Below are 16176 nucleotides of genomic sequence, written 5' to 3' on the forward strand. Positions count from 1 at the left end.
GCGCGAATAGAGGTGCAGATAATTGTCAGTTCGCGTAGAATCTGCGAAAATTGACTAATACACGCGGGAAAGACGCGAATGCTCGACCTGACGGACAAGCGGCTTCTGGCAGCCCTTCAGCGCAACGCACATATGACCGCGCAGGATTTGGGCGCGCATCTCAACCTGTCGCCAAGTCAGGCAGGACGCAGGCGGCAACGGTTGGAGGCGGAAGGATACGTCACCGGCTACACCGCACGTCTGGATCCGATGAAAGCGGGTTTGACGGTGCAGGCGTTTGTGCAGGTACAACTGGCGACCCACGGTCCCGAACAGGCGCAGAACTTTGCCCGGCTTGTCGCCGCACGGCCCGAGGTGATCTCGGCCTGGACGCTGACCGGCGAGGCAGATTACCTGCTGCGGGTCTATTGCGCCGACCTGCGCGCCCTGAACCGGCTGATCCACGAGGTACTGCTGCCTCATGCCGTGGTGGCGCGGGTGCAAAGCCAGATCGTCATGGATCAGGTCAAACCGGATGCGCCGCTGCCAACGTAACGCGGCGATTGTCCCGCAAAAGGCCATCGCCGCTTGTTCCTTACCCGGCGCTTCTGCAAAGTGAACCGGCATAATTGACGGACACATTCATGGACTCTTTCCTCTATCAGGCGTCGATCTACCTGGCGGCGGCCGTGATCGCGGTGCCGATCGCCGCGCGGCTGGGCCTTGGCTCGGTGCTGGGCTATCTGCTGGCCGGTATCTTCATCGGGCCGGTGCTGGGAATTGTCGGCGCGGAAACAGAGGATTTGCAGCATTTTGCCGAATTCGGCGTCGTGATGATGCTGTTCATCATCGGGCTGGAGCTGGAGCCGAGAACGCTTTGGGACATGCGCCATAGGTTGATCGGGCTGGGCGGGTTGCAGGTTGTGCTGACCACTGCGGCGACCATGGCTCTGGCCATGGCGATGGGACAGGCTTGGCAGCCCGCACTGGCAATCGGGATGATCTTCGCGCTGTCCTCCACGGCGATCGTGTTGCAAACGCTGTCGGAAAAGGGCCTGATCCAGACCGGCGGTGGGCGGTCGGCGTTTTCGGTCCTGTTGACGCAGGACATCGCCGTGATCCCGATGCTGATTGTGTTGCCGTTGCTGGCGGTCGGCTCTTCGGTACGATTGGGACAGGACGGGTCCATCACGCGGGCAAGCGACGTTGACACGTCCGCCCACGCAGCACTGTCGCTGGTCGACGGCTTGCCCGGCTGGGGCGTGGCGCTGGTAACCCTCGCCGCCGTCGCCTCGATCATCCTTGGCGGCATCTATCTGATCCGCCCGATCTTCACCTTCATCCACTCTGCCAAACTGCGCGAAATGTATACCGCGCTGGCACTGTTGATCGTGGTCGGCATCGCCTTTTTGATGACATTGGTGGGTCTGTCACCCGCGCTTGGCACGTTTCTTGCGGGCGTGGTGCTGGCCAATAGCGAATTCCGCCATGAGCTTGAATCCGACATCGAACCGTTCAAAGGCCTGCTGCTGGGGCTGTTCTTTATCACGGTCGGCGCGGGCATCGACTTTGCCACGCTGTTCCGCGAACCCCTGCTGATCCTCGGCCTGACTTTGACACTGATCCTTGGCAAAGGCGTGATCCTCTACATCCTGGGGCGACTGTTTGGCTTGCGGGGTCGCAATCAATGGCTGTTCACGCTGGGGCTGGCACAGGCCGGAGAGTTCGGCTTTGTGCTGGTGTCGTTTTCACTGCAACAGGGCGTCTTGCCCGACCCTCTGGGTGGCACCATCCTGTTGGTTATCGCACTGTCGATGCTGATCACGCCGCTGCTGTTCATACTCTATGAACGCATGTCACTGCGGATGAAGGCAGATCACGCCGAGCAATACGATGAGGACGAGATTGACGAACAAGGCCCGGTGATCATCGCCGGGATCGGTCGGTTCGGGCAGATCGTGAACCGGTTGGTGCAGTCCTCGGGTTTCAAGACTGTTGTGCTGGATCACGACATGCAAACCATCCAGTTGATGCGGCGCTTTGGCTTCAAGGGCTTTTTCGGCGACCCCACCCGCCCGGACATTCTGCATGCCGCCGGGCTGGAGGATGCCCGCGTGCTGGTCGTCGCTCTGGACGATCCCAAAGCCACTACAACGCTGGTGACCTACGCCCGCAATACCCGGCCCAACCTGCACATCATTGCACGGGCACGCGACCGGACGCATGTCTACCACCTGTACCGCGCTGGCGCGAATGACATCGTGCGGGAAACCTTCGACAGCTCTTTGCGCGCCGGACGCTATGTTCTCGAAAACATCGGGCTGACCGGGTATGAAGCATCTCAGGTGGAAAAGACCTTTTACGCGCATGACCGCTACGCGGTGCAGGAACTGGCAAAGGTCTGGACCCCTGACACGCCCTCGGCAGAAAACGCAGCCTATATCAAGCGCACGAAAGAGCTGGAAAAAGAGCTGGAGGCCGCACTTCTGGAAGCCATCGAAAGCCGAAACACTGATGCCGCGTGACCCTGCACCCCGATCAGTCACAAAAAAAGCCGCGCCCCGATAAGGGGACGCGGCTGAATTTCTTTTGACGAATGTGCCGGTTCAGGCGGCTGCGCGCGAGACCAGAACGTCGTCAACCTGCTTGGCAGCGGCCAGCTCATCTTCGCCGGACACGGCAGCAACCTCGCGGGTCAGCCGCTCCAGCGCGGCCTCATAAAGCTGACGCTCGGAATAGCTTTGCTCGCGCTGGTCGTCGCCGCGATGCAGGTCACGAACAACCTCTGCAATCGCGATCAGATCACCAGAGTTGATCTTCTGTTCATATTCCTGCGCACGGCGCGACCACATTGCGCGCTTGACCTTCGCCTTGCCCCGCAACGTCTTCATTGCCTGATTGATCACATCAGGCGAGCTGAGCGAGCGCATCCCGATTTCGGTCGCCTTATGCGTCGGCACCCGCAGCGTCATCTTGTCTTTTTCAAACGAGATCACGAAAAGTTCCAGCGAAAGACCAGCGATTTCCTGCTCTTCGATCGAGACGATCTGGCCAACGCCATGGGCCGGATAAACCACATATTCATTGGGACGAAACTCGGATTTCTTGCTTTTTGTCATTCAGTTCTTCCTCACAGGTTCGCCCTGCCATGGGCGCAGGAAAACGGGCGGGGAACAGCAACTGTTCCCTTGACCCGTTTCGAATTGATCGTTCTAAATCACCGGAAACAGATTTGTCCGGTGACGGGAGTGTGTTTGCTTCATTGTGACCAACATAACATAAAAAACCCGCCTATCAAAGCGGGCACCCATGCAAGGCTCACTGGTTTCAATCAGATCAATGCCTTAAGTGACAAAAATCTGATCAAATTACTGTAGAATCTGACCGCGCGGGCCGAATCAGCTCAACCGCCCTCGCCTGCCTCTTCCGAGAAATACTTCTCCAGCTTGCCTTCCTCGCCGTCGCGTTCCTCGGCCTCGGGCAGCTGGTCTTTCTTGGTGATGATGACCGGCCAAGCTTCGGAGTATTTGCGGTTGAACTCAACCCATTTCTCCATCTCCGGCTCTGTGTCCGGGCGGATCGCATCTGCCGGGCATTCGGGTTCGCAGACGCCGCAATCGATGCATTCGTCAGGATGGATGACAAGCATGTTCTCGCCCTCGTAGAAACAATCCACCGGGCAGACCTCGACGCAATCGGTATATTTGCAGGCAATGCAGTTGTCGGTCACCACATAGGTCATGGAAAGCCCCTGTTTCAGCGAATTCACTGTCTAGCTAGAGCAGCCGGACGGATCATTCAAGCGCATCCCGGCGAGATTGATCCATCTTGCGACGGTCCTTTTTTGTGGGCCGTCCGCCACCGTCGAAACGCGGAACGGACGGTTTTTCCACCCGTGGCGGCGGCGGTGGACTGAGATCCTCGTAAAGCGCCTGAGCCTCGGACGCCGGTCCGCGCCGGGTGCCGATTTCCAGAACGCGCACCACGCAAACCCGATCGCCTTTGGCGAAGGTCAGCACGTCCCCCGATCCGACCAGAACCGCCGATTTGGCGAGGCGTGTGCCGTTCAGTCGCACAGCCCCGCCGGTCACGGTCTTGGCGGCAAGGCTGCGCGTCTTGAAGAATCGCGCATGCCAAAGCCATTTGTCGACGCGCAGCTTTTGCGCCGGATCGCTCACCTCAGCTCTTGTCCTTCAACCCCATCAGCGCGGCTGCAAACGGGTTGTCGGGGTCGATGCGATCTTTCTTCTCGGGACGGGCCTGATAGGTCTTTGTCCCATCGCCACGGCGCGGCTTGCCCTTGGGGCCACCCTTGCCGCGCGGTTTGCCCTGCTGGCCACGCCCACCGCCACCATCCGCCGATTTCGGTTTGGCGTTGCGGCCTCCACCCTCACGGCGCGGGTTCTGGCCGCGGGAGTTGTCGCGTTTGCGGCCCCAGGTGAAGGTGTAGAACACCTCTGTCTCCGGCGTATCCACCGCCGCGTCGGGGGCGGTGCCGGTCGGCACTTCCTCGGAAGCGACTTCCGGCACAACCGGCGTTTCCTCGGGGGTGCCCGCGGGATCAATCGGCGCTTCGGCCACGGGGGCCACGCCATCGTCTTCGACCGCATCGACCTGCGGCACAATATCGGCAGCGGTTGGTTCCTGCGGCGCGTCGATGACAGCACCGGGCGCGGCATCTTGCGCCACATCCATCACCGGCGTGTCGGCGTCGGGCGTCTCGGCTGCTTCGGCACCCGGCACCACGGCATCGGCCGGTTTCACCTTCTGCCGCTCACCTTTGACCGCGTTGTAGCCCAGCCCCTGCATGAGGTCGGCGAACTGTTCCAGGGTCATCCCGGTGATCGAGAGCATGTCGGCCTTGGCTTCGAACCCGCCCCGGCTGTCCTCGGCGCGCAGCATGTCGGCCAGCCGTTCCAGCATGTCGATACGGATCGCCCGTGCGCCCGCCGCGCGGTAGCCCGAAATCGTATGATGCACCGCAGGCGTCCCTGCCGTGTTGGGCACCGTCACCAGACCCGGCGGCGGCGCTTCGGGAAACTCGTCCATCCCGTTGGCAAGGCTCCACAACACCAGACGCAACCGCGTCGGCGCGGGCTTCAGCAACAAAGGCATGAAGATGGTGAACTGGCCAAAACGCAGCCCGTGCTTGCGCAATGCGCCGCGCGCGTCCTGATCCAGCGATTTGACCTCGTCGGCGACTTCGGCGCGGGGCAATACGCCCAAGGCCTCGACCATGCGGAAGGCAAAGCCGCGCGCAAGCCCGGTCAGCGCCTCGTCATTCTTGAGGTTCAGAAGCGGTTCGAACAATGCGGCGACCTTGCGGTCGATGAAGTGTTGCAGGCGGCGTTCCACCTTCTGCGCAACATCCGGCCCGGCCTCGTCATCGACAAAGACCGCCACGCGCGGCTTGAGCGGATCGTCGGACGCGGCAAGTTTGCCCACGGCCTGATCGCCCCACATCAACCCGCCCTGTTCGGTAAAGTCGATCTCTGTATCGGGCGCGTTGTAGAAACGGTCCGCGCGCAGATGGAAATGCGGTGCCAACGCCTGAAGCCCGGCGCTTTTCAGCATCTTCGCCTCTTGCCCGCTGGCATCCTTGTCCTGCCGGAAGCGAAACCCTTCCAGCCGCCCTACGAATTCACCCTCGACGGTCACTTCGCCCTTGTCGTTCACTTCGGCCAAAAGGGCCTCCTTCTGTTTCAACCGGCGCAACAGGATAGATGTCCGCCGATCAACAAATCTTTGTGTCAGACGCTCGTGCAGAGCGTCAGATAGCCTGTCTTCTACAGCCCGCGTGCGCTCACGCCAATGGCTATTGTCATCAACCCAGCCGCCGCGCTGCGCGACATATGTCCATGTGCGGATATATGCCAATCGTTTCGACAAGGTGTCGATGTCACCATCGGTCCTGTCAATGCGCTTTACCTGCCGGGCCATCCAGTCATCCGGCACAGACCCACGCTGATGCAGGTATCCGAAGATAACTTCCAAAAGGCTCGCATGTTCCGCATGACTTATGCCACGGAAATCGGGAATGCGGCAAACATCCCATAGCAGCCGGACCGAGGCCGGATCAGAGGCGCGCGCCGCAACCTCGGCGCTTTGCACCAATGTCTTGAGTGCGCCGAGGTCATCCGCCTCGCGTGCCCTGACCAGCCGGTCATCGGTTGGCGCGACCTCCAGCGACGTGATCAGCGTGTCGAGCGTTCCGAAACGCAGGTCCGAATTGCGCCAGGTCAGCTTGCGCAGGGGCGTGAAGCGATGATTGCAGATCGATTCGACCACCTCATCGGGCAGCGGGCCGGCCTCGCCTGTCACGCCGAACGATCCATGGCTCATGCCGCGCCCGGCCCGACCCGCGATCTGGGCCAGCTCATTGGGCGCAAGCGGCCGCATCCGGCGGCCATCGAATTTCGACAGGGCCGAGAACGCGACATGGTTGATGTCCAGGTTCAACCCCATGCCAATCGCATCGGTCGCCACAAGGTAATCGACATCGCCATTCTGGTACAGCTCGACCTGCGCGTTGCGGGTGCGCGGCGACAGCGCGCCCATGACCACCGCAGCGCCGCCTTTCTGGCGGCGGATCAATTCCGCAATGGCATAAACGTTTTCAACGGAAAACCCGACGATCGCGCTGCGCGCCTGCAACCGGCTGATCTTCTTGGAACCCGCATAGGACAGTTGGCTCAACCGCTCACGACGCACGAATTGCACGCCCGGCACCAATTCGGCAATCGCACCGCGCATCGTGTCGGCCCCCAGAAACAGGGTCTCGTGCAGGCCGCGCATTCGTAGCAACCGGTCGGTGAAGACATGGCCGCGCTCTGGATCGGCGCAAAGCTGGATCTCGTCTATAGCCGCAAAATCGACACCCATGCCCTCTGGCATCGCCTCGACCGTGCACACCCAGTATTTCGCTCGGGGCGGCACGATGCGCTCTTCGCCGGTCACCAGCGCCACCACTGATGGTCCACGAATACCGACGATGCGGTCATAGACTTCGCGCGCAAGAAGCCGCAGCGGCAGGCCGATCACGCCCGTCCGGTGCCCGAGCATGCGTTCGATGGCGTAATGCGTCTTGCCGGTGTTGGTCGGACCCAGCACGGCCACGGTGCGGGATGGCTCGGCCATGCGTCTTCCTTCAGAAACTATCAGATAGTCGGTTCAGATATTCTGGCCGGTGACCTGAATTTCAAGCCGTTCGACCGCTTCCAGAACTTCGGGATCCTGCGGATGAATGTCCAGCAGCTTTCTATAGGCCGCAACCGCCTTTGCCGGTTCGTCCAATTGTTCGAACACTGCGCCAAGCCCCTTGATCGCGCCGAAGTGCCGTGGATTCAGCGCAAGCGTGCGTTCCAGCGCGTAGACACTGGGGCCAAGAAGATCTGCCTGATAATAGGCCAGTGCCAGATTGCTCCACCCTTCGGCGAATTCCGGCGCATGATCGGTCAGGGCCGTCAGATGTTCGATGGCCAGCGTGAACTTCCCCGCCGCAAGCGCATCACGACCGCGTTTGAGCAGAAGATCCATCGCGGCGGACCCGGATTTGGACCATTCCAGCCGAATCTCCCGCACAATCCCGGCCGCTTCTTGCGCAGAGGCGGTTGCCAGCTCGGACAAAAGATCATCAACCCGCGCGGTTTCCGCCCCGGCAGGTATGGAAAACATGACTGTGACGGAAAGTGTCGCCACGGTATGTTTGAGTCTTGAGAGAATGCTGCTCATAACACTCCAGAGTGTAGCGTATGCGCGAGAATTTACCACCCGCGCGATCATCAATTGGAGGAGAGTGAAAATGAGCGATGTAACCGAAGCTGCGGTGGCAGCATTGAACAAACGGCTGGGCGGCGAAGGCTTTGACGGCTCGGCGCGTTTCGACATTGAAGGCGAAGGGTCGATCATGATCGACGGCAATGGCGCACGCGCCGCCGAAGAAGAAGCCGAGGTCACACTGACCGCGGATGCCGAAACCTTTCAGCAGATCCTCGAAGGGGATCTGAACCCGACGGCTGCGTTCATGTCCGGCAAACTCGCCGTCGATGGCGATATGGGTCAGGCGATGAAACTGGGGGCGGTTCTGTCCTGATGAAAATGCAAGCAGCCCCTTATTTTGCTGCAATAGCCGAGGGCCCGGAGGACGCGCATGTCTTCTGGGTCACTACGGCTGACGGGCTGCGCATCCGACTGGCGCATTGGCCGGCCATTGCCAAGGCGCAAGGCACGATCCTGCTGATGCCGGGCCGCACCGAATATATCGAAAAATACGGCCGCACCGCCCGTGATCTGGTTGAGCGCGGCTTTGACGTGCTGTGCATCGACTGGCGCGGACAGGGGCTGGCGGATCGGTTGCTGGGCGATCCGCGCCGCGGCCATGTCCTGACCTTCGACGACTACCAGAAAGATCTCGATGCGATGGTCGCCGCCGCCAAGGCGCTGGACCTGCCGCAGCCGCTGCACATGCTGGCGCATTCCATGGGCGGCTGCATCGGGCTGCGCGGGTTGTTGCGCGACCTGCCTTTTGCCTCTGCCAGCTTTTCCGGGCCGATGTGGGGGATCCGCATGAAGGCCTATACCCGCCCCGCGGCATGGGCGCTTGGCTGGGGCAGTGGAATTTTCGGCCTTGGCGATTCCTACGCGCCCGGCACCGGCGCGGGCAGCTATGTCGCCACCGAACCGTTCGAGGGCAATCTTCTGACCCGCGATCCCGAAATGTTCGACTATATGCGGCGCCAGGTCACCGCCCATCCGGAATTGCAACTGGGCGGCCCCAGCCTGAACTGGCTGCACGAAGCTTTGCGCGAAACGCTGGCACTGTCCCGCCTGCCCTCGCCGCCGCAGCCCTGCCTGACCTTCGTGGGCAGCAACGAACGCATCGTCGATATGCCACGCATCCATCAGCGCATGTCCCGCTGGCCGAACGGCACGCTGCGCGTGATCGAAGATGGCGAACATGAAATCATGATGGATACCCGCGATATGCGCAGCATGATCGCCGACGCGCTAACGGCGCATTTCAGCAAAGCGTCAGCGCGCGACAAATCCCGCCTGACCGCCTGACCCCCTGACAGCACCAACGGCTCTGGCGCTTTGATCCGCGCGCCCTATCATCGCGATATGGCTGACAAAGTACTCTGCTTCACCGATCGCGGCATCTACTGCCCCGCAGGCGATTTCCACATCGACCCCTGGCACCCGGTGGACCGGGCGCTGATCACCCATGGCCATGCCGACCATGCCCGCCCCGGTCACGCCCGTTATCTGGCGACACAGGCAGCCGCCCCGGTATTGCGTCACCGACTGGGCGCGATCACGCTGGACACGATATGTTTCGGCGAACGGCGCAAGATCGGCGGGGCAACCGTTTCGTTTCATCCCGCAGGCCATGTGCCCGGCTCTGCGCAAATCCGGGTGGAGGTCGGCGGCGAGGTCTGGGTCGCATCGGGCGATTACAAGCTGGAAAACGACGGGCTGTCGGAACCGTTCGAGCCGGTGCGTTGTCACAGTTTCATCACCGAATGCACCTTTGGCCTGCCGGTCTTCACATGGGTGCCGCAGGCGCAGGTCTCGGCAGAGCTGAATGCATGGTGGCGCGACAGCGTCGCCGCGGACCGGACGCCGGTTCTGGGGGCCTATTCGCTGGGCAAGGCACAGCGGTTGCTGGCCATGCTGGATGCGGAAATTGGCCCGATCCTGACCCATGGCGCGGTGGAAACCACGACACAGGTTCTGCGCGATCAGGGATTGCCCCTTCCCCGGACCCATCATGTGACGCCCGACCTTGATCTCAAGGAGTTTCCGGGCGCGCTGGTCGTGGCACCGCCTGCCGCGCTCGGCTCTGACTGGATGCGGCGTTTCGGGGCGGTTTCCACCGGGTTTGCCTCGGGATGGATGCGGATGCGCGGGGTCCGCAGGCGGCGCGCCGCTGACCGGGGTTTTGTCGTCTCGGACCATGCCGACTGGCCCGCGCTGAACAGGGCCATCGCGGAAACCTGTGCAGAAAACATATATACCACGCATGGTTACACGGACATCTTCGCGCGATGGCTGAGGGAACAGGGCTATAACGCAAGCGTCGTTCCCACGGAATTTGGCAGCGATGATGCCGAGGATGGCACGGTATGAAATCCTTCGCAGCACTCTTCAACGCCATCGACCGCACCACCCGGACCAAGGAAAAGACCGCCGCGCTGACCGCCTATCTGCGCGAGGTGCCCGATACCGAAAAGCTGTGGACCGTGGCGCTGTTTACAGGCCGTCGCCCACGCCGCGCCGTGACCACGACACAATTGCGCGAATGGGCGGCCGAACGCGCGGGCCTGCCGCTTTGGCTGCTGGAAGAAAGTTATCCCATCGTCGGCGATCTGGCCGAAACCATCGCGCTGATCCTGCCTCCGCCCGGCCGGGCGACGGACCTGCCCCTGTCGCATTGGATTGCGCAACTCCAGCGCCTGCACGACCTGCCACCCGAGGCCCGCAAGGACCAGATCCTGGACGCGTGGGACCAGTTGGACGCGACCGAACGGCTGCTGTTCAACAAGCTGATCACCGGCGGATTTCGCATCGGGGTCAGCCAGAAATTGATGACACGCGCCATCGCCGCTGCTTTGGGCCGTGACGAGGCAGAGATTGCGCTGCGGCTGATGGGCAAATGGCGCGCCGACACGACCACTTGGCACGCGCTGATCGAGGCGGAGGATGCAGAGGCCGACGCCTCGCGCCCCTATCCGTTCTACCTTGCCTATCAGTTGGACGCTGTGCCCGAGGATCTGGGCCCGCCCGGGGACTGGCAGGCGGAATGGAAATGGGACGGCATTCGCGGCCAGTTGGTCCTGCGCGGCGGCACCCATCACCTTTGGTCGCGCGGCGAAGAGTTGATGACAGAGCGCTTTCCCGAATTTGCCCGCGCTTTGGATTTCCTGCCCGACGGCACCGTGCTGGATGGCGAGGTGCTGGCCTGGGATAACGGCCCTCTGCCCTTTGGCACGCTGCAAAAACGGATCGGGCGCAAGACCGTGCCCAAGAAACTGCTGGCCGAGGCCCCGGTCGTTCTGGTGGCCTATGATCTGCTGGAACATGAAGGCCGCGACATGCGCACGGACCCCTTGTCCACCCGCCGCGCGGCGCTGGACGATCTGCTGGACCAGACCCCGGCCGAGGCACCGCTGCGCCTGTCGCGCCCCATCGCCTTCGACACCTGGCAGGCACTGGCAGAGATACGCGCCATGGCGCGCGACGAACGCGCAGAGGGCGTGATGCTGAAACGTCTGGACAGCCCATATCTGTCTGGCCGCAAGAAGGGCGATTGGTGGAAATGGAAGCTGGACCCGCTGACGGTGGACGCGGTGATGATCTACGCCCAGCAAGGCCATGGTCGGCGCGCCAACCTGTTTACCGATTTCACCTTCGCCGTCTGGAGCGGCAACGAACTTGTTCCCTTCACCAAGGCCTATTCCGGCCTCACCGACGAGGAATTTCGCCAGATCACAGCCTGGGTGCGCAAGAACACCCAGCAACGCTTTGGCCCCGTCCGGCAGGTCAAACCGCATCATGTATTCGAGATCGCCTTTGAGGGCATCCATGCCAGCCCGCGCCACAAATCCGGGATTGCCCTGCGGTTTCCACGCATGTCCCGCTGGCGACGCGACAAACCACTGGCAGAGGCCAATACGCTGGATGACCTCAAGGCGCTTCTGGCCACCTATGAGTGACACGGTATTTGTACGAATCTGCGAAATCAGGCAAACTTCGCGATATTGCTCCAAGCCGTAGCCCAGACAGGATTTTCATGACGCGCATTTTCATCGCCGCAATCTTCGCTCTTATCGCCTCTGCCAGCATGGCCTCGGCACAAAGCTGCCCCGAAATCCGCTTTGCCAAGGGTGCTTATTCCGGTGGCGTCGGCGGCGTGGTCTCTGACGGCGCGCCGCAATGCTATACTTTTGGTACGGGGAACGGACAGACGGCGCGATTGCAGCTTTCGGGCAGCAACAATGCCTGCTTCAGCGTTGTGGGCCTTGCCGATTGCCAAACCGATTACAGTTTCGTCACCAGCCGACAGACATACCGGGTTTTTGTCGTCCAGCTTTTCCCCTCGCCTGCCGCAGAGCAGTTCGGACTGACGCTTTCGATCTACTGACCCCCTTTCGCCCGCGCCCCCTTGCACCTATGTGACAAGTCGCCTTACCTGCCAGTCAGCATAGTCCAAGGAGAGCTTCATGACCGTCCGCCCCGTTTTCGACGCCAATGCAACCGCCGGAGGCAAAGATCTCGGCAAGCTGCCGGAATGGGATCTGACGGATCTGTACTCTGCCCCCGATGCGCCCGAGATCAAGCGCGATCTGGATTGGCTGGAACAGGCCTGCGCCAGTTTCGCTGCCGATTACGAAGGCAAGCTGGCCACGCTGGACGCGGCAGGTTTTCTGAATTGCGTATTGCGGAACGAGAAGATCGACACCACAGCCGGACGGCTGATGTCCTATGCGGGCCTGCGCTATTACCAGCTGACCACCGATGCCGAGCGCGCGAAATTCCTGTCCGATTTGCAGGAAAAGGTCGTGAACTACTCCACCCCGCTGGTGTTCTTCACGCTGGAGCTGAACCGTCTGGACGACGGCCATCTCGACACGCTGTTCGCGGGAAACGACGACCTCGCCCGCTACAAGCCGGTTTTTGACCGCATCCGCGCGATGAAGCCCTATCAGCTTTCGGACGAATTGGAAAAATTCCTGCATGATCTGGGCGTAGTCGGCGATGCGTGGGAACGGCTGTTCGACGAAACCATTGCAAGCCTTGAGTTCGAGATCGACGGCGACGCGCTGAATATCGAAAGCACGCTGAACCTGCTGACCGAACAGGACCGCAGCAAACGTGAGGCCGCATCGCGCGAATTGGCCCGTGTCTTTTCCGAAAACATCAAGATCTTCGCCCGCGTCCACAACACGCAGGCCAAGGAGAAAGAAATCCTTGATCGCTGGCGGGGCATGCCCACCGCACAGACCGGTCGGCACCTTTCAAACCATGTCGAACCAGAGGTGGTCGAGGCGCTGCGTAACGCGGTGGTCGCGGCCTATCCGCGCCTGTCGCACCGCTATTACGAGCTTAAGCGCAAGTGGCTGGGGCTGGACGTCATGCAGGTCTGGGATCGCAATGCGCCCCTGCCCATGGAAGAAACCCGCACCGTGGGCTGGGACGACGCCCGCGACACGGTGATGAACGCCTATGCCGGATTTGATCCACGCATGGCCGAGATCGCGCAGCCCTTCTTTGACAAGGGCTGGATCGACGCGGGCGTGAAGCCAGGCAAGGCACCGGGTGCGTTTGCGCATCCCACCGTGACCGACGTGCACCCCTATGTGATGCTTAACTACCTTGGCAAACCACGCGATGTGATGACACTGGCGCATGAGCTGGGCCACGGCGTGCATCAGGTGCTTGCCGCGGGTCAGGGCGAGATGCTGTCCTCTACCCCGCTGACGCTGGCCGAAACGGCAAGCGTGTTTGGCGAGATGCTGACCTTCCGCCGGATGCTGGACAACGCCAAGACCGATCAGGAGCGCAAGATCCTGCTGGCCGGCAAGGTCGAGGACATGATCAACACGGTCGTCCGTCAGATCGCCTTTTACGACTTTGAATGCAAGCTGCACGAGGCGCGGCGCGGTGGCGAACTGACCCCTGATGACATCAACGCATTGTGGATGTCGGTACAGGCCGAAAGCCTTGGCGAAGGGTTCGAGTTCATGGAGGGATACGAGACGTTCTGGGCTTACATTCCCCATTTCGTGCATTCACCCTTCTATGTCTACGCCTATGCGTTCGGTGACGGGTTGGTGAACGCCCTCTATGCCGTCTACGAAGAAAACCCCGAAGGCTTTCAGGAAAAGTATTTCGACATGCTGAAAGCGGGCGGTTCCAAGCACCATAAGGAGCTTCTCGAACCCTTCGGCCTCGATGCCAGCGACCCCGCCTTCTGGGACAAGGGCCTGAGCATGATCGAAGGTTTCATAGACGAATTGGAGGCGATGGAGGGATAGCCCCCTCGAAGGCCAATTCGGAGACACCGCACGTTGCAACAGCGGCAATCGCACCGGCACCAGGATCAGAGCGCCCCGCGCGGTTGCTGCAACAGGACGACGATTTTATGTCGGGCAAACGACTTTGCTGCACGGATCGCAGCGCACGTCAGTGTCCGGTGCCGTCCACGCCGGCCTGTTCGGCGTGGTTCTTCCGTCAACAAAGAAAGAGTGATCCTGGAGCGAGGATCCTCCCATGCGTTTCCGGGTGACGTTGGCAAAAAATGGTGCCGCCCCGAGCGGATGAAGCCTTCATTGCGTCAACTTATCCCGAGAGGATGATCGACGATTTTGATCTCGACGATCTATAAAGCATACGGCTTTCTGCTCGGCCTCGGCCCCCGCGCCCGCATGGTCAACGTAATTCACGACGTGCAGCCGAAATGGGCCTTCTACAACACCGACCGCATGAAGACGACGCAATTCGCGCTGGAATGCCGCATGGTGGCGCAGGCTTGAATCCACCATGCGCGGCAAAAGGTGCGGAGCGCGCCGCGCTCTATCTCTTGGGTGGATATATATTTGACAAACCCACTCTAAAGCAATTCCAGTTTACATAGAAGCATATCCGGCCTCACGAAAATAGTTCCAACATTCTTGCGGTGTGTAGAGGTCACAGATTTTGCTGAGCGCTTGAAACAATCCTGTGAATGATCGCGCACCGATGCGGCGCAGATGGGCTTTGAGTTTGGAGAACGGGTCGTGTCCCGGGGGGTGGTGTAGGAACTGGCGTCCACCTGCCTCTTCATAGCTGGTGTTGCTCGTTCACTGAGCGGCGATCATGGCCGTCTCCTCATCATGTTTGCACACGGCGTTCAGCATTTCCACCGGCATGTAGCGGCGAGAGACGGCCCACTCATCATTTTGCTCCAGCATGAGCGCCCCGACGAGCCGGATGACGGCCTCGCGGTTGGGGAAGATGCCGACGACATTGGTGCGCCGCTTGATCTCCTTGTTGACGCGTTCCAAGGGGTTGGTGCTGTGCAACTTTGAGCGCAGGCTCTCGTCGTAGGCCATGTAGGCCAGCACGTCATGCTCGGCCTCGTCCATCAGCTCGGCGACATCGCGGAACCGGTCACGCAGGCTGTCAGCGACCTCGCGCCAGCGCAGATGGGCCTGGTCGCGGTCCTTTTCGGCGAATACGGTCTTCACCACGGCGCTGACCACCGGTTTGTTGGTCTTGCTCACCCGGGCCAGCAGGTTGCGCTGGAAATGCACCCAGCAGCGCTGCGATCCAGCACCCAGCAGCACCCAGGACCTTGCGCGCAGCGGCCTTGAGGCCTTCATGTGCATCGCTGAGGACCATCTGGATGCCTCGCAGTCCGCGCCGGGTCAGCGAGCGCAGGAAGTCGGCCCAGAAGGTCTCGGCCTCGGATGGCATGACGGTGATGCCGAGGATCTCACGCCGCCCGTCGGTGTTGACCGCCACGGCCACTATCACCGCCATGGATACGATCCGCCCGCCCTCGCGCAGCTTTACATAGGTGGCGTCCAGCCAGAGAAAGGGCCAATCGCCCTCGAGGGGGCGGTTCAGGAACGCCTGCACCCGCTCGTCCCTCTCGAGCCATCGCTGCGCGATGCCCTGCCGGGCAGTGGATCTCCTCGCACAGCCGCGACACCTGGCTCTTCGAAGTGCCGGTCAACCCCATGGCGCGCACCAGGTCATCCACCGCGCGGGTGGAGACGCCTTGGATATAGGCCTCTTGGCTCACCGCCATCAGCGCTTTCTCGGCGGTCCTGCGCGGCTCGAGAAAGGTCGGGAAGTAACTGCCTTTACGCAGCTTCGGGATGTTCAGACCGATGGTCCCCGCCCGGGTGTCCCACTGTCGCGGCCGATAGCCATTACGCTGGTTCTCGCGGTCCGGGCTGCGCTCGCCATGCGCGGCACCGCAGACAGCGGCCACTTCGATGTCCATAAGCCGCTGCGCGGCGTCCTGGATCAGATCGCGCAGAAAATCCGCGTCATCGCTCTTGGCGATCACCCCCGGAAGGTCGATTATGGGGTTGGTCATCGTGTTCTCCTTCGTTGTCGTCGGTCTTTGAACAGCCTCAGACTACGAAGAGCCGCGGTGGCCGCCAGCCCGGCCGCGCGCTGCGCTAAGCCAATGGCTTCGCGCGCGGC

14 protein-coding genes and 1 pseudogene are annotated in these 16176 nt (G+C 61.4%); 9 read left to right on the plus strand and 6 right to left on the minus strand.

The features are described 5' to 3' along the window. The first annotated feature begins 78 nt into the window (after positions 1-78). Together DMZ65_RS03865 and DMZ65_RS03870 are read left to right on the plus strand one after the other, a co-directional pair. Positions 79-534, plus strand: a complete 456-nt coding sequence (locus DMZ65_RS03865; RefSeq protein ID WP_116597511.1) for an Lrp/AsnC family transcriptional regulator — start codon at positions 79-81, stop codon at positions 532-534. A gap of 89 nt (positions 535-623) precedes the next feature. Beyond that, positions 624-2504, plus strand: coding sequence for a monovalent cation:proton antiporter-2 (CPA2) family protein (locus DMZ65_RS03870; protein WP_116597512.1), 1881 nt, complete (start codon positions 624-626; stop codon positions 2502-2504). An 81-nt stretch (positions 2505-2585) separates the two neighbouring features. Here the strand turns inward: DMZ65_RS03870 and DMZ65_RS03875 are convergent, their stop codons facing one another. The 5 genes from DMZ65_RS03875 to DMZ65_RS03895 form a co-directional block, all read right to left on the minus strand. Beyond that, positions 2586-3098: a CarD family transcriptional regulator gene (locus DMZ65_RS03875; RefSeq protein WP_116597513.1), complete on the minus strand. Its 513-nt coding sequence runs from the start codon at positions 3096-3098 to the stop codon at positions 2586-2588. 284 nt (positions 3099-3382) lie between these two features. Next, positions 3383-3721 carry a ferredoxin FdxA gene (gene fdxA, locus DMZ65_RS03880; RefSeq protein ID WP_116597514.1) on the minus strand — a complete coding sequence of 113 codons (339 nt, stop codon included), beginning with the start codon at positions 3719-3721 and terminating at the stop codon, positions 3383-3385. Between the two features lie 52 nt (positions 3722-3773). Further along, positions 3774-4157 carry an RNA-binding S4 domain-containing protein gene (locus tag DMZ65_RS03885; RefSeq protein ID WP_116597515.1) on the minus strand — a complete coding sequence of 128 codons (384 nt, stop codon included), beginning with the start codon at positions 4155-4157 and terminating at the stop codon, positions 3774-3776. 1 nt (position 4158) lies between these two features. After that, positions 4159-7116 carry a helicase-related protein gene (locus tag DMZ65_RS03890; protein WP_116597516.1) on the minus strand — a complete coding sequence of 986 codons (2958 nt, stop codon included), beginning with the start codon at positions 7114-7116 and terminating at the stop codon, positions 4159-4161. Positions 7117-7149: 33 nt separating this feature from the next. Further along, positions 7150-7653 (minus strand): tetratricopeptide repeat protein, encoded by a 504-nt coding sequence (locus DMZ65_RS03895; protein WP_116597517.1) that lies wholly within the window; start codon positions 7651-7653, stop codon positions 7150-7152. A gap of 127 nt (positions 7654-7780) precedes the next feature. On the opposite strand from DMZ65_RS03895, the gene DMZ65_RS03900 reads away from it, so the two are divergent. The 7 genes from DMZ65_RS03900 (at position 7781) to DMZ65_RS19410 (ending at position 14513) form a co-directional block, all read left to right on the plus strand. Further along, positions 7781-8071, plus strand: a complete 291-nt coding sequence (locus DMZ65_RS03900; protein WP_116597518.1) for an SCP2 sterol-binding domain-containing protein — start codon at positions 7781-7783, stop codon at positions 8069-8071. After that, positions 8071-9042 carry an alpha/beta fold hydrolase gene (locus DMZ65_RS03905; RefSeq protein WP_116597519.1) on the plus strand — a complete coding sequence of 324 codons (972 nt, stop codon included), beginning with the start codon at positions 8071-8073 and terminating at the stop codon, positions 9040-9042. The genes DMZ65_RS03900 and DMZ65_RS03905 overlap by 1 nt, the downstream gene beginning before the upstream one ends. 57 nt (positions 9043-9099) lie before the next feature. Next, positions 9100-10107 (plus strand): ligase-associated DNA damage response exonuclease, encoded by a 1008-nt coding sequence (locus DMZ65_RS03910; RefSeq protein WP_116597621.1) that lies wholly within the window; start codon positions 9100-9102, stop codon positions 10105-10107. Next, positions 10104-11693, plus strand: a complete 1590-nt coding sequence (locus DMZ65_RS03915; RefSeq protein ID WP_116597520.1) for an ATP-dependent DNA ligase — start codon at positions 10104-10106, stop codon at positions 11691-11693. The genes DMZ65_RS03910 and DMZ65_RS03915 overlap by 4 nt, the downstream gene beginning before the upstream one ends. A 77-nt stretch (positions 11694-11770) precedes the next feature. After that, positions 11771-12121, plus strand: coding sequence for a hypothetical protein (locus DMZ65_RS03920; RefSeq protein WP_116597521.1), 351 nt, complete (start codon positions 11771-11773; stop codon positions 12119-12121). A 79-nt stretch (positions 12122-12200) separates the two neighbouring features. After that, the gene (locus DMZ65_RS03925) at positions 12201-14015 is read left to right on the plus strand and encodes a M3 family oligoendopeptidase (protein WP_116597522.1); all 1815 of its coding nucleotides are present in this window, start codon (positions 12201-12203) and stop codon (positions 14013-14015) included. Between the two features lie 330 nt (positions 14016-14345). Beyond that, positions 14346-14513 (plus strand): hypothetical protein, encoded by a 168-nt coding sequence (locus DMZ65_RS19410; RefSeq protein ID WP_157960553.1) that lies wholly within the window; start codon positions 14346-14348, stop codon positions 14511-14513. Positions 14514-14819: 306 nt separating this feature from the next. Here DMZ65_RS19410 and DMZ65_RS03935 read toward each other — a convergent pair. Beyond that, a pseudogene (locus DMZ65_RS03935) lies at positions 14820-16066 on the minus strand (IS256 family transposase). Positions 16067-16176: the final 110 nt, after the last annotated feature.

It is taken from the genome of Primorskyibacter marinus (genome assembly GCF_003313245.1).
In the GTDB taxonomy this organism is placed as follows: Bacteria; Pseudomonadota; Alphaproteobacteria; order Rhodobacterales; family Rhodobacteraceae; genus Primorskyibacter; species Primorskyibacter marinus.

Coding starts and splice junctions, on each gene's coding strand:
- fdxA (WP_116597514.1), bottom strand. CDS start 3,721: ATGACCTATGTGGTGACCGACAACTGCATTGCCTGCAAATATACCGAT.
- DMZ65_RS03915 (WP_116597520.1), top strand. CDS start 10,104: ATGAAATCCTTCGCAGCACTCTTCAACGCCATCGACCGCACCACCCGG.
- DMZ65_RS03895 (WP_116597517.1), bottom strand. CDS start 7,653: ATGTTTTCCATACCTGCCGGGGCGGAAACCGCGCGGGTTGATGATCTT.
- DMZ65_RS03905 (WP_116597519.1), top strand. CDS start 8,071: ATGAAAATGCAAGCAGCCCCTTATTTTGCTGCAATAGCCGAGGGCCCG.
- DMZ65_RS03875 (WP_116597513.1), bottom strand. CDS start 3,098: ATGACAAAAAGCAAGAAATCCGAGTTTCGTCCCAATGAATATGTGGTT.
- DMZ65_RS03920 (WP_116597521.1), top strand. CDS start 11,771: ATGACGCGCATTTTCATCGCCGCAATCTTCGCTCTTATCGCCTCTGCC.
- DMZ65_RS03900 (WP_116597518.1), top strand. CDS start 7,781: ATGAGCGATGTAACCGAAGCTGCGGTGGCAGCATTGAACAAACGGCTG.
- DMZ65_RS03865 (WP_116597511.1), top strand. CDS start 79: ATGCTCGACCTGACGGACAAGCGGCTTCTGGCAGCCCTTCAGCGCAAC.
- DMZ65_RS03925 (WP_116597522.1), top strand. CDS start 12,201: ATGACCGTCCGCCCCGTTTTCGACGCCAATGCAACCGCCGGAGGCAAA.
- DMZ65_RS03870 (WP_116597512.1), top strand. CDS start 624: ATGGACTCTTTCCTCTATCAGGCGTCGATCTACCTGGCGGCGGCCGTG.
- DMZ65_RS03910 (WP_116597621.1), top strand. CDS start 9,100: ATGGCTGACAAAGTACTCTGCTTCACCGATCGCGGCATCTACTGCCCC.
- DMZ65_RS03890 (WP_116597516.1), bottom strand. CDS start 7,116: ATGGCCGAGCCATCCCGCACCGTGGCCGTGCTGGGTCCGACCAACACC.